Consider the following 12375-nt stretch of genomic DNA (forward strand, 5'->3'; position numbering starts at 1 on the left):
TAATACTGTCTTGACCTTAACAATCTTTTACCAAAAATGCTTCCCGGTTTAAGCCTAACGCCTGTTCGCCTTAAGCGATTATTTCTCTGCTACCGCAGGTTTAGGAGCAAGGGCTTCTAAATCAATTTTCTTTCCAGATTTATCAATAACCTTAACTCGACCTAAAACTGAAGCAAGTGCCTTTGCGCGAGTGACCTCAGCCACCATTGTGCTTATCTGCCCAGCATCTGATACCTCTTTAATAAATTGATCAGGGCTCATGCCATATCGAGCGGCTGCGCGAACTAGGTACTCAGTTAGCTCTGTTTCATTTACCGAGATTGCCTCTGCCTTCACAATTGAATCAAGTAGGAACTCTCGAGTAATAGTTTGTGATACCTCTTTAGTTACCTCATCGCGATGTTTAGCATCATCTAATCGCCCCTCTTTTTCAAGGTGATCATTTACCTCTGCTTCAATAACATCTGCTGGTAGCGGCACATCAACTGTTTGAATTAGTTTTTCAATAAATAAATCCCGCGCCTGCCCGCCCTGCTCTAGCTCCTTTACCCGAGTTAATCGAGTCTTAAGATCATCTTTTAATTGCGCAATAGTTTCAAACTCTGATGCTAACTTAGCAAACTCATCATCAATAGCAGGTAGCTCACGCTCTTTCACCGTCTTAACCAATACCTTAACGCTTCCTTTTTCTCCCTCAGCCATACCAACTAATGCTGTCTCAAAACTTTTCGCACCCCCAGCGCTTAAGCCAATGAGTGCCTCATCTAAGCCATCAACCATTGATGCAGAGCCAACTTCGTAGGAGAGATCATTTGCAGTTCCACCATCTAGCTCTTTGCCATCTTTCGTAGCTACTAAATCAATTGTTACAAAATCACCTTTTGCTACAACCTTTTCAACTGTAGTTAGTGTGCCAAAGCGAGTGCGTAGTGATTGAACCTGCTCATCAATATCACTCTCACTAACCGCAACATCATCGACTGTAATCTCAATCGTTGAAAAATTAGGCAGTTCAATTTCTGGCCTAACATCTACCTCAACAGTAAAACTAAACTTTTCATTATCTTTTAGCTCAGTGATATCAACATTAGGGCGTCCAATTACTAATACATCATTTTCTTTAGCAGCTTGTGAGTAGAAGGTAGGAAGTGCGGCATTAATTGCTTCGTCCAGTACAGCGCCTCGGCCAAATCTTTGATCAATCATCGCAGATGGCACTTTGCCTTTGCGAAAGCCTGGAATGTTTACTTTCTCACTTAAGGTTTTATAAGCACCATCAATATGTGGTTTTAGCTCATCAAAGGCAACCTCAATTGAAAGCTTCACACGAGTTGGTGAAAGTTTTTCAACAGCGCTTTTCAATTCTTACTCCCTTAAATAAATATTTCATTTTTCTTTTTGGTCGGGGCGGAGGGATTCGAACCCACGGTCTCCTGCTCCCAAAGCAGGCGCGCTAGCCACTACGCTACGCCCCGAAGGCTGAAAGTCTAGAGGGTGATTTTCCCTTCTCCTAACCAAAGTAATAAGGTATGACCTGCTACGGCAAACCAAGTTAAACTTGGTAACTGCAATAGCAGATCACGCAATAATTTTGCGGGTGTAGCTCAATGGTAGAGTTCTAGCCTTCCAAGCTAGCTGTGCCGGTTCAATCCCGGTCACCCGCTCCATATTTAGTTAATTGCTCCGATTTCTTGGATAAACGATCTACCATTAAGAATTACTGGATTTCCTGAACCTGAAGAATCACGAACTAGCACACTAAAATTACTATTACTCACAACAGATACAGTTCCAGTGATTACGAATGAAATTCGATTGTAATCATCAACTCCATCAGATGATAATCCGAATCCATAACCATATTCGTAGTTTAATGAAGCTGAATTATCGGAACACTTTAATTCGGCTTGTGTTCTAAACTGTGATATGAGTGAAGATAGTTTTCCATAAACAGTTATAGAGAAGAAGTATTTTTTACCTGCAAGTAGAGTTCCGAAACCAGTTGATTCTGATCCACCACCGATCGTTCCTGATTCCATTGTCCATTGAGTAATATTTGCGAATTGAATGGCACTTGCACCACTCGCCCCCGTAGCACCAGCCGTACCTGTTGCACCCGTCGCACCAGCTGCACCTGTCGCACCTGCAAGACCGGTTGGTCCGGTTGGTCCTGCTGCACCTGTCGCACCAGCTGGTCCAGTTGAACCTGCAAGTCCAGTTGAACCCGCTGGACCTTGCGAACCTGCTGATCCAGTTGCGCCAGCACTACCGGCAGTTGCGTTTGCACTTGAACCATTTTTTCCATCAACTCCTGATGGGCCAACTGGGCCAGTTGTTCCTTTTAATGAAATTGGTATGGGCCAAAGATTGTTTTTCTTTGGTCCATAAAAATTCATTGACTTAATATCAAGATAAAAATCACCATTTAGTCCAAATTTGGCCGATGGCACACCAGCTCCACTTAAAATTGTGTTTGCCACTGTATTACCTGTGCGACCAGCAGCTTGGGCGCTAGTTGGTGAAATAAGTATTGTGATTAGTGAGATTAATAGGATCTTGATAACTCTGGTATTTAGATTTGAAATTACCATTTCTTCACTCCATTCTGCACTCGTGGGACATATGGCAAACCTTTTTGGCATGCTCAGAGCAATTTTGAATTATCTACGCAGCGTAGTTAAGTGGGCTAGCACTTGTAATCGTTAATACTCACAGCAGTTTTTAAGTAATAAGAGGCAGCACTCAGATGGGCAAACTCATATACTTTCACTATTAATAAAACTCTCAGTCCTGGCATAGATGTTTTAGATAACTCCCTCAGGTAGTAGTAGTTATCTGCTCACATCAGGTGCAGAGGTACTTGAAGAAATGGAGATCAATGAATAAGAAGTTACTCGCAGTTATCACTTCAACTGCAATTGTGTTATCAGTTTCAACTACTTCAACTGCTTTTGCCGACAACGAAAAGGGCGAGAAGAGAATGTCTTCGATGCTATCTGGATTAGTTAGCAATGGAACAATTACTCAATCACAAGCGGATGCAATTATTAAAGCTGCTGAAGGTATGAGAGCTGCTTCTAAATCAATTAAGGATGCCAATCGCACCGCACTTGATTCAGTCATTACCTCAACCCTAGGTATTTCACTTGACACCTTAACTTCTCGCCTTAAAGCAGGAGAGACACTGTCGAGTATTGCCGGTGATAAAAAATCTGCTCTAATCACAGCTTTAGTAGCAGAAATAAATAAGCAAATTGATGCCGCTCTAGCTGCAGGAAAAATTACCGCCGACCAAGCAACTGCTCAAAAGGGGAAGAGTGTTCAGCGGGTAACTAACATGGTTAATAATGTTAGAGGATTTGGTAAAAAAGCTAACCGCCCAGGTGTGCTGCCAAAGCCAACGAGTGCGTCATCAACCTCCTTTAAAACTGCCTAAGTAATGGAGTAAATCTTTATTTACCTCTCCTCCTAGACACAACTCGCCTGACTTATGAAAATAGGTCAGGCGGTTTTGTTTTCTGCCAAACTAGGCATATGAAGATCCATATTGGAAGTGATCACGCAGGACTTGAATTTAAAGCAGTAATCATCGCCCACTTAAAAAAGAGTGGCCATGATGTGACTGATCACGGACCACATGAATTTGATAGCCAAGATGATTACCCAGTTTTTTGTATTCCAACTGCGCTAGCAACAGCTGCTGATCCATCATCTTTTGGAATTGTTTTAGGTGGCTCTGGCAATGGTGAGCAGATTGCAGCTAATAAAGTTAAAGGCGTAAGAGCAGCGCTAGTTTGGTCAGTAGAGACGGCAAAACTTGCTCGCCAGCACAATAATGCAAATGTTATTTCAATTGGGCAACGTATGCATGATCAAGCTCTTTGTCTGCAGTTAGTTGATACTTTTCTAGAAACATCCTTTAGCGCAGATGAGCGCCACGTTAGAAGAATTAATCAGATATCTAATTATGAAAATAAAGGCAGTATCTAGTTTTTTATATATCTATAATCAGTAACGCTGTGGCCCTTTTTTAATCCTTGTCCTTCAAACTTTGAAAGTACTCGCCAACTAGGCCTAGCAACTATTCCGCCACTAAATGATGAGTTGGCATCAAAGCGAGATTTAATCCAATTTGCATATGGCTGCCAATCAGTTGCGATATGAATAAAGCCATTTGGTTTTAGTTTCCTGGCAACTAATTCCACAAACTCACTTTGCACCATCCGCTTCTTATGTTGACGATTTTTTGGCCAAGGATCAGGAAATAGCAAATGAATACCATCTATTGAGTTATCGGCAATAAAGTTTGCTAGGAGATAGGTGGCATCTTCTCTAATTAATTTAATATTACTTAACTGCTTTTCAAGTATTAATAAAATAAGGGCGGCAAGTCCTGGTTGATGCATCTCAACTGCCACATAGCCAACCTCACCACTCACCTGAGCGATTTCAGCTGTTGCCTCCCCCATGCCTGAGCCAATCTCTAAAATCACTAATTTTTTATCAGGAAATAGATCATTAAGATTTAATTCTTCATCAATTACTAAGCCGTAGCTAGCCCAGTGCTGATTTATTGCCAAAGTTTGGGCGCGGGTCATCCGGTTACCACGAAGTGAGTAACTTCGATTTGAGGGGCGCTGCATTTTTGGCTTAACCTGCAATCTCTGCTTGGATAGCGTAATAATATTGAGTAAATAATTATTACTTACTTATTTAGGAGTGAAGTTGCCAGGATTAAATTCAACTAGGGCTGAGGCGCAGCAGCGCGCTAATCACCTTGCGGTGCAAAGTTATCAAGTTAGCTTAGATTTAACAGCCGGGGATGAAAGCTTTACCTCACAAACAACCGTAAAATTTACTTGCAATCAGCCAGGCTATGAGAGCTTTATTGATGCGGTGGGCAGAAGTGTTATTTCAGCAACCTTAAATGGGCAAGTAGTTGATACTTCAAATTATGATGGCGAGAGCATTTTCTTAAAGAACTTAGCAGCAGATAATGAGTTAATTATAAAAATGAGTACGCCTTACTCAAATACTGGTGAAGGCCTGCAAAGATCTATTGATCCAGTTGATAATGAGGTTTATTTATACTCACAAGGTGAGACAGCTTTTATTAGAAAAGTGTATCCTTGTTTTGATCAACCAGATTTAAAGGCAACTTTTACCCTAACTGCAACTGCGCCCAAACACTGGAGCGTAATTTCAAACTCACCAGTTGCCGAAAAACTTGATTTAGCAGATGATAAAACGCAGTGGAAATTTAAACCAACTCCTAGAATTTCAACCTATATCACCGCGCTAATTGCCGGCCCCTACTACAGCGTTAGTGACACCTATGTTGGTAAGAAGAGTGTGCCACTTGGTATTTACTGTCGTAAATCACTAGCACAGCACTTAGATCCAGAGGATATTTTCTTAATTACTAAACAAGGCTTCACCTATTTTGAAGATGTCTTTGGCCTTGAGTATCCATTTGAAAAGTATGACCAGATTGCAGTGGTGGATTTTAACTGGGGCGCTATGGAAAATGCTGGCGCAGTAACTTTCTTAGAGCGCTTATTAGTTTTTAGATCAAAGGTTACTGAGCGGATGTATAACGCAAGAGCAAACACAATCTTGCATGAGATGGCCCATATGTGGTTTGGAAATATGGTGACTATGAAATGGTGGGATGATCTTTGGCTTAATGAATCATTTGCCGAATGGTCTTCATATTTAGCAATGGTTGAAGCAACAAGATTTAAAAACTCTTGGACCGGTTTTAATCAGGAGCGAAAGAATTGGGCTTATAGGCAAGATCAACTCTCATCTACTCACCCAATTGTTACTGATATGGCAGATATTGACACAGTTGCCGGCAACTTTGATGGTATTTCCTATGCAAAAGGTGCATCAGTACTTCAGCAATTAGTAGTACATGTTGGCCGTGATAATTTCATAGCTGGGCTGCAAAAATACTTTACTAAGCATGCGTTTGCGAACACAACATTAGATGATTTACTAGTTGAGTTAACTCAGGCAAGTGGTAAGGATTTAACTAGTTGGGTCTCAATTTGGCTACAAAGCGCTGGTGTTAACACACTTAGGCCCTCACTTGAGATTGAAAATGACATATACAAGTCAGTATCAGTTATTCAAGAAGCACCCACGATGCCAGTTGGATCAACGCAGCTTCGCCCCCACCGATTAGCGGTTGGTTTATATGACCTAAACGGTGAAAATATCATACTTCGTAAATCTGTTGAGCTAGATGTTGCTGGTGATAAAACTATTGTTACTGAGTTAGCTGGTGAAAAAGTTGCTGATCTACTTCTTATTAATGATCGAGATCTTTCATATGCAAAAATTAGATTTGATCAAAGATCAATTACAACTTTAAAAGCTCATTTAGGAAAGATTAGTGACTCACTAACTAGAGCCCTTTGCTGGTCTGCGGCCTGGGATATGTTGCGAGATGCTGAAATAAACGCCTCTGATTTTATTGAAATCGCGCTAACTGGTCTTAGCGGTGAAGATGACATTGCCACCATAACAACTATTGGATCTCAACTAGCTACAGCAGTTGAGATATATAGCGCTCCAACCAAGCGCGATTCAGCAAGACTTAGAGTTGGTAACGCCTATGAAAAAATGTTGCAGGCAGCTAAAGCAGGAAGTGATCTGCAATTACAGTTTGCTAGAAACTTCACCAGCTTTGCTTCCAGCGCCGAACACAATGACTTAATTAAAGAGTTACTTGAAGGAAAACTTGCTGGGCTCAAAGTTGATGCAGATCTTAGGTGGACCTTTGTAATTGCTTTAGCAGAGCGTGGCTTAATGGATAAAGAAGAGCTATCTGCGCAACTACTAAAAGATAATACGTTAAATGGTCAGCTCTCTTTTGCCAGCGCCTTAGCAGCTAGGCCAACAGCGGATGCAAAGGCAGAGACTTGGAAATCTATAACTACTGAAGACATTAGTACCTCACAGCGTGAAGCAAAGCTTGCTGGTTTTATGCGAGCACTGCATAGGCCATTACTTAGCGCATATGTTGATCCATACTTTGATTTATTACTTAGTATTTGGGGTAAGAAGTCATATGAGGTAGCAAGCTCATTTGTATCTGGTATGTATCCGATCTATATAACCAATCAAAGTACTTTAGATAAAACAATTAATTGGCTAAATACCACTGGAAAAGATGGCCAAGCCGGTCTTCGCAGGTTAGTTTCGGAAAGCCGAGATTCACTGAGCAGGGCGCTAAAGGTTCAAGAATTAGATAAATAAGCTTTTAATTACTTACTGGATATGAGTTAGATCTACCGGTGCTTTCTTACTTTTCTTTCTAGTTTCCTTAGCGGTGATGTAAGCAAAAAAAGATATAACAATAAATAAAGAAAGTGGCGCAATTACAAAGTAGGTAAGGGTTTGCAGGATTGTTAAGCCCTCACCAGCAAATGTGCCATCTTCCATCACGCGCTGGCCGCTCCCATTGCCTCAACACCAAATGGCTTAAGGTATGGAATCCAAATTCGATCAGGCTTGCCAGTTCCTAAAATTCTCCAAGCAGCACCGACTGGCTCACGTGGGGTATGCCGCAGGCGCCAACCTAAATCTTTTAAGGTTCGATCAGCTTTAGCATGATTACATTTATGACAAGCTGAGACAACATTTTCCCAATTATGCCCACCACCTCTGGACCTTGGAATTACGTGATCAATTGATGTGGCAGTTACTCCGCAATAAACACAGCGATTATTATCTCGAGCAAAGATTGCTCGCCTAGATAGAGGAACTGCATGGCGGTATGGAATCTTTACAAATTTATTTAATTTAATTACCGCAGGTAATGTGATGCTGCCGCGGGCGTAGTTAAGTATGCGCGATGAATCTTCCACGCTTGTTGCGCGCTCATTTAAGACGAGGATCAATGCTCGCCTTTCTGATACGACACCTAGTGGCTCATAGGTGGCGTTCAGTACCAAAGTTTGTGACACTGAAAGCTTTCTCCTTTAAGGGCAGCGCGTGGCTCGTGCTGATGGGCATATCTTGCCTGAGAATGGCTAAAAAAACATCCATTTAAGGCAGATTCCTAATTACATTTGGGTTAAAGTTTTCTTCTCATCATGAAAATATCCCAAAATATGCAATCAGCCCTGGATTGGTTCACCGGCGCCCCGCTAAATATCACCATTATTATCTCTTTAGCGATCAGTATCTCACTCCTTGGTCAACGCTCAATCTCTAGATTTATGAACCGAATAGCAAATGCAGATTTAATCCCAGGACCAAAGCGAAGTGGTGCTCGCCAAAAAGAGCGTGCAAAGACAACTAGTACTGTTTTAAAATCAACATTAAATGGCGCAATCTGGTTAGTTGCAATCTTTATGATCTTAGCCGAATTTGGTTTAAATCTTGGGCCACTAATTGCTTCAGCTGGCGTAATTGGTGTGGCACTCGGTCTTGGCGCACAAACTTTAGTACGAGATATTTTATCTGGCATTTTTATGTTAGTTGAGGATCAGTATGGCGTTGGCGATAAGGTGGATGTATTAGATGTGCAAGGCGTAGTTGAAACTGTTGGACTAAGAATTACTACTGTTAGAGATAGTAAAGGAACAATCTGGTATCTTCGAAATGGTGAGATATTAAAGGTTGGTAATAAATCTCAACCTAAAAACAGCACTAAGCGTTAATCATCGCAGCAGCTGCTGCCTCTAAGTACTGCCAAAGCTCATCTCTTAAATCATCAGCAAGATCAAGACCATCTACAGCATCTTTCATACACAGTAGCCATGCATCATGTTCTACTTTTGAAATATGAAATGGTGCATGCCTCATCCGAAGTCTCGGATGACCTCGCTCTTCACTATAAGTAGTTGGGCCGCCCCAGTACTGAGATAAAAACATCTGAAGTCTTTGCGCGGCGCCATGTAGATCATTATCTGGATACATCGGGCGCAAAATAGGATTTACTGCAACTAAAGCATAGAAGTGTGAAACTAAGTCATTAAAGGTTTTTTCACCACCCGCTCTTTCATAAAAGCTTTGGCTCAATTATTGACCTTTTCCTTTAAGGTAATTTGTAATACAAAGTAACTAGTTATCACACATAGTATTCCAGTTATATAAAACGCAGCTGCGTAATCACCAAATTTAACTCTTAGTAAGCCAGCACCAAATGCAGCAATAGCCCCACCTATCTGATGGGAGGCAAAGACCCAACCATAAATTATTGCGCCCTTCTCTGGCCCTAATACTTGCCTACAAAGCATCACGGTAGGTGGGACTGTGGCAATCCAATCTAGACCGTAGAAAATAACAAAAACTAATGTAGAGGCCTGAACTGTTGAAAATAATATAGAAGGCAATAAAAATAATGATAATCCGCGAAGTAAGTAGTAAAAGAAAAGAAGTTTTCTAGGATCAATTCGATCAGTTAGGTAACCAGATGAGATTGTGCCCACCACATCAAATACACCAATTAATGCCAACAAACTAGCAGCTGTTACCTGGGGCATTCCATGATCATGAGCTGCTGGAATAAAATGTGTGCCAATTAATCCACTAGTTGAAAGTCCGCAAATAAAGAATGAACCAACTAAATACCAAAAATTTCTAACCTTGCTGGCATCTTTAAGTGCCTGGATTGCATTCTTAGCCGCATTACCTTTTTGTAACACTGGTGGCTGCCAATCATCATTCGCCCCATATGGCTTGGAGTTAACACTTTGTGGATCCTCTTTTAAAAAGAAATAAATCAACGGAACCATTAAAAAAGCACCGATTGAAACCATTAATGAAGAGGCGCGCCAACCTGGATCTTGCGCAAGTCTTGCCAAACTTGGCAAGAAAACTAATTGCCCAGATGCTCCTGCTGCAGTTAAGACTCCGATTACTAAACCACGCCTTTTAACAAACCATCTATTTGCAATAGTTGCGGCAAAGACCAATGCCATTGAACCAGTACCAACTCCAACAACGACTCCCCAAAGCAACATCAGATGCCAACTTTGACTCATCCAAATTGTCAGTAATGCGCCAACACCAATCACAGTTAGTGCGCCCATCACCACTTTGCGCACGGTAAAGCGATCCATTAAGGCAGCTGCAAAGGGAGCGGTTAATCCATAAAGTAAAACATTTATTGCAATGGCGGCAGAGATAACATCGCGGCGCCAGCCAAACTCCTCCTCCAGTGGCAAAATTAAAACAGAGGGTGCACTTCTAAACCCTGCGGTAGCAAATAAAGTGCCAAAGGTTATGCCAGCAACTATCCAAGCTGGGTGGATTTTTTGTTTCATTAATTAGCCAAGTATTTATTTAAAAATTCTCGCTCATTTTCATTAATTGGCCTAGATTTTCTGCTTCCTAAATCAATCATCACCTGCACAGTTTTCATCTTGGCATAAACCACAGCACCTTTTACTACCTCATAGCCCATCACAAAGGATGAGTTTCCAATACTTTCTACCCATAAATTAAGATCATAAAAAGAGCCACCATCAGTAATTGGCAATAAATAATCAACCTCACCTCTAGCTACAACCATCTCAATTAATGCTGAGCCCTCTTTGTTCTCAGCAAATTGTGAGTAGCCCCATTCAAAGCGGGCCTCTTGTGCGTAGGTTAAGTACTTTGCATTATTAACATGACCAAATGCATCTAGATCATCCCAGCGAACAAATGCTTTATGTGTGTACTTCATTATTACCTCTTAATTACCTAGTTAATTTACGGTAGGTAGCGCGGTGTGGGCGGGCGGCATCAATGCCTAGGCGAGAGATCTTATTCTCTTCATAGCTTTCAAAGTTTCCTTCAAACCAAAACCACTTTGATTCACCTTCATAAGCAAGGATGTGGGTGGCAACTCGATCTAGAAACCAGCGATCATGGGAGATCACAACGGCGCAGCCTGGAAACTCTAGTAAAGCGTTTTCAAGTGAACCAAGTGTGTCAACATCTAAATCATTAGTTGGCTCATCAAGAAGTAACAAATTACCGCCTTGTTTAAGAGTGAGAGCTAGATTTAATCTATTTCGCTCACCACCTGATAAGACGCCAGCCATTTTTTGTTGATCAGGTCCTTTAAAACCAAAGGCTGATACATATGCCCTACTTGGCATCTCAACATTTCCAACCTTTATAAAATCAAGACCATCTGAGACAACCTCCCAAAGGGATTTCTTTGGATCAATACCACCACGAGATTGATCAACGTAGGAAATCTTTACCGACTCACCAACTTTTACTTCACCGGAATCAGCTTTTTCCATTCCTAAAATTGTCTTAAACAATGTTGTTTTACCAGCGCCGTTTGGCCCAATTACGCCAACAATTCCATTTCGAGGTAGTGTGAAAGATAGATCATCAATAAGGATTCGATCATCAAAACCTTTAACTAGATTTTTACTCTCCACCACAATATCGCCAAGTCTTGGTCCTGGTGGAATTTGAATCTCTTCAAAATCTAACTTACGAGTTTTATCAGCTTCAGCTGCCATCTCTTCGTAACGAGTGAGCCGTGCTTTAGATTTAACTTGGCGCCCTTTTGCATTCATTCGCACCCACTCAAGCTCTTCTTTTAATCGCTTAGCGCGCTTAACATCTTTTTGTCCTTCAACCTTCATACGAGCTTCTTTTGTTTCTAAATAGGTTGTGTAATTTCCTTCATACGGATAAGCACGTCCGCGATCTAACTCTAAAATCCACTGCGCAACATTGTCTAAAAAGTATCTATCATGAGTGATTGCAACAACAGTTCCTTCATATTTACTTAAATGTTGTTCAAGCCACAAAACAGATTCTGCATCTAGATGATTTGTTGGCTCATCAAGGAGTAATAGATCAGGTTTTTGTAGAAGTAACTTACATAAAGCAACCCGCCTGCGCTCACCTCCTGATAAAACCTTCACATCAGCTTCAGGAGGTGGGCAACGAAGTGCATCCATTGCTTGTTCTAATTGTGAATCTAAATCCCAAGCATTACGGTGATCTAATTGCTCTTGAAGAGTTCCCATCTCAGCTAGTAATTTGTCGTAATCAGCATCTGGGTTTGCCATCTCTTCACTTATTGCATTAAATCTATTTAATAAACCAATGGTTTCAGCCACACCCTCTTGCACATTTTCTAAAACATTTTTATCTTCATTAAGCGGTGGCTCTTGTAATAAAATACCGACGGTATAACCAGGTGAAAGATATGCCTCACCATTTGATGGTTGTTGAATACCAGCCATGATCTGTAGCACCGTTGACTTACCAGCACCGTTAGGCCCAAGCACACCAATTTTGGCGCCAGGTAAGAACATCAAGGTGACGTCATCAAGAATTACTTTCTCACCATGCGCCTTGCGCGCCTTTTTCATCGTGTAAATAAACTCAGCCATAGAGGCA

Annotated in this window: 13 protein-coding genes and 2 tRNA genes; 5 read left to right on the forward strand and 10 right to left on the reverse strand. The window is 41.3% G+C overall.

The window, feature by feature from the left end:
* Positions 1–78: 78 nt before the first annotated feature.
* Positions 79–1362 (reverse strand): trigger factor, encoded by a 1284-nt coding sequence (gene tig / locus B1sIIB91_RS04365; protein ID WP_095688390.1) that lies wholly within the window; start codon positions 1360–1362, stop codon positions 79–81.
* 37 nt (positions 1363–1399) lie between these two features.
* Positions 1400–1475, reverse strand: a tRNA-Pro gene (locus tag B1sIIB91_RS04370).
* A gap of 118 nt (positions 1476–1593) precedes the next feature.
* Between B1sIIB91_RS04370 and B1sIIB91_RS04375 the strand changes: the two genes are divergently transcribed.
* Positions 1594–1667, forward strand: a tRNA-Gly gene (locus B1sIIB91_RS04375).
* Between the two features lie 3 nt (positions 1668–1670).
* On the opposite strand, the gene B1sIIB91_RS04380 is transcribed toward B1sIIB91_RS04375, so the two are convergent.
* On the reverse strand, positions 1671–2591 hold the full coding sequence (locus B1sIIB91_RS04380; protein WP_223298580.1) for a collagen-like protein: 921 nt from the start codon (positions 2589–2591) through the stop codon (positions 1671–1673).
* Between the two features lie 287 nt (positions 2592–2878).
* Between B1sIIB91_RS04380 and B1sIIB91_RS04385 the strand changes: the two genes are divergently transcribed.
* Together B1sIIB91_RS04385 and B1sIIB91_RS04390 are read left to right on the forward strand one after the other, a co-directional pair.
* Complete coding sequence (locus B1sIIB91_RS04385; RefSeq protein WP_095688392.1) at positions 2879–3436, forward strand: hypothetical protein; 558 nt, start codon at positions 2879–2881, stop codon at positions 3434–3436.
* A gap of 98 nt (positions 3437–3534) precedes the next feature.
* Positions 3535–3990, forward strand: a complete 456-nt coding sequence (locus tag B1sIIB91_RS04390) for a ribose-5-phosphate isomerase (RefSeq protein WP_095688393.1) — start codon at positions 3535–3537, stop codon at positions 3988–3990.
* On the opposite strand, the gene trmB is transcribed toward B1sIIB91_RS04390, so the two are convergent.
* Positions 3987–4643 carry a tRNA (guanosine(46)-N7)-methyltransferase TrmB gene (trmB, locus tag B1sIIB91_RS04395; RefSeq protein WP_095688684.1) on the reverse strand — a complete coding sequence of 219 codons (657 nt, stop codon included), beginning with the start codon at positions 4641–4643 and terminating at the stop codon, positions 3987–3989. The two genes, B1sIIB91_RS04390 and trmB, sit on opposite strands and share 4 nt — an antisense overlap.
* An 82-nt stretch (positions 4644–4725) precedes the next feature.
* Here trmB and pepN point away from each other — a divergent pair, with 82 nt between their 5' ends.
* Positions 4726–7266 carry an aminopeptidase N gene (gene pepN, locus B1sIIB91_RS04400; RefSeq protein ID WP_095688394.1) on the forward strand — a complete coding sequence of 847 codons (2541 nt, stop codon included), beginning with the start codon at positions 4726–4728 and terminating at the stop codon, positions 7264–7266.
* Positions 7267–7278: 12 nt separating this feature from the next.
* Here the strand turns inward: pepN and B1sIIB91_RS06060 are convergent, their stop codons facing one another.
* Both B1sIIB91_RS06060 and B1sIIB91_RS04405 read right to left on the reverse strand, forming a co-directional pair.
* Entirely contained in the window at positions 7279–7452 is a 174-nt protein-coding gene (locus B1sIIB91_RS06060; RefSeq protein ID WP_018227237.1) for a hypothetical protein, read from the reverse strand.
* Positions 7452–7976, reverse strand: coding sequence for an HNH endonuclease (locus B1sIIB91_RS04405; RefSeq protein WP_095688395.1), 525 nt, complete (start codon positions 7974–7976; stop codon positions 7452–7454). The genes B1sIIB91_RS06060 and B1sIIB91_RS04405 overlap by 1 nt, the downstream gene beginning before the upstream one ends.
* Before the next feature lie 129 nt (positions 7977–8105).
* On the opposite strand from B1sIIB91_RS04405, the gene B1sIIB91_RS04410 reads away from it, so the two are divergent.
* Positions 8106–8675 carry a mechanosensitive ion channel family protein gene (locus B1sIIB91_RS04410; protein ID WP_095688396.1) on the forward strand — a complete coding sequence of 190 codons (570 nt, stop codon included), beginning with the start codon at positions 8106–8108 and terminating at the stop codon, positions 8673–8675.
* Here B1sIIB91_RS04410 and B1sIIB91_RS04415 read toward each other — a convergent pair.
* The 4 genes from B1sIIB91_RS04415 to ettA are packed head-to-tail and all read right to left on the reverse strand — an operon-like array spanning position 8665 to position 12368.
* Complete coding sequence (locus B1sIIB91_RS04415; RefSeq protein ID WP_095688397.1) at positions 8665–9036, reverse strand: globin; 372 nt, start codon at positions 9034–9036, stop codon at positions 8665–8667. The genes B1sIIB91_RS04410 and B1sIIB91_RS04415 overlap by 11 nt on opposite strands.
* The gene (locus B1sIIB91_RS04420) at positions 9033–10283 is read right to left on the reverse strand and encodes an MFS transporter (protein WP_095688398.1); all 1251 of its coding nucleotides are present in this window, start codon (positions 10281–10283) and stop codon (positions 9033–9035) included. Before B1sIIB91_RS04420 ends, B1sIIB91_RS04415 begins: the two co-directional genes overlap by 4 nt.
* Positions 10283–10687, reverse strand: coding sequence for an acyl-CoA thioesterase (locus B1sIIB91_RS04425; RefSeq protein WP_095688399.1), 405 nt, complete (start codon positions 10685–10687; stop codon positions 10283–10285). The genes B1sIIB91_RS04420 and B1sIIB91_RS04425 overlap by 1 nt, the downstream gene beginning before the upstream one ends.
* A 13-nt stretch (positions 10688–10700) precedes the next feature.
* Positions 10701–12368, reverse strand: coding sequence for an energy-dependent translational throttle protein EttA (ettA, locus tag B1sIIB91_RS04430; RefSeq protein ID WP_095688400.1), 1668 nt, complete (start codon positions 12366–12368; stop codon positions 10701–10703).
* Between the last annotated feature and the right edge of the window lie 7 nt (positions 12369–12375).

It is taken from the genome of Candidatus Nanopelagicus abundans, from assembly GCF_002288305.1.
In the GTDB taxonomy this organism is placed as follows: domain Bacteria; phylum Actinomycetota; class Actinomycetes; order Nanopelagicales; family Nanopelagicaceae; genus Nanopelagicus; species Nanopelagicus abundans.

Coding starts and splice junctions, on each gene's coding strand:
- B1sIIB91_RS04425 (WP_095688399.1), bottom strand. CDS start 10,687: ATGAAGTACACACATAAAGCATTTGTTCGCTGGGATGATCTAGATGCA.
- trmB (WP_095688684.1), bottom strand. CDS start 4,643: ATGCAGCGCCCCTCAAATCGAAGTTACTCACTTCGTGGTAACCGGATG.
- B1sIIB91_RS04380 (WP_223298580.1), bottom strand. CDS start 2,591: ATGGTAATTTCAAATCTAAATACCAGAGTTATCAAGATCCTATTAATC.
- B1sIIB91_RS04390 (WP_095688393.1), top strand. CDS start 3,535: ATGAAGATCCATATTGGAAGTGATCACGCAGGACTTGAATTTAAAGCA.
- B1sIIB91_RS04410 (WP_095688396.1), top strand. CDS start 8,106: ATGAAAATATCCCAAAATATGCAATCAGCCCTGGATTGGTTCACCGGC.
- B1sIIB91_RS04385 (WP_095688392.1), top strand. CDS start 2,879: ATGAATAAGAAGTTACTCGCAGTTATCACTTCAACTGCAATTGTGTTA.
- B1sIIB91_RS04420 (WP_095688398.1), bottom strand. CDS start 10,283: ATGAAACAAAAAATCCACCCAGCTTGGATAGTTGCTGGCATAACCTTT.
- ettA (WP_095688400.1), bottom strand. CDS start 12,368: ATGGCTGAGTTTATTTACACGATGAAAAAGGCGCGCAAGGCGCATGGT.
- B1sIIB91_RS06060 (WP_018227237.1), bottom strand. CDS start 7,452: ATGGAAGATGGCACATTTGCTGGTGAGGGCTTAACAATCCTGCAAACC.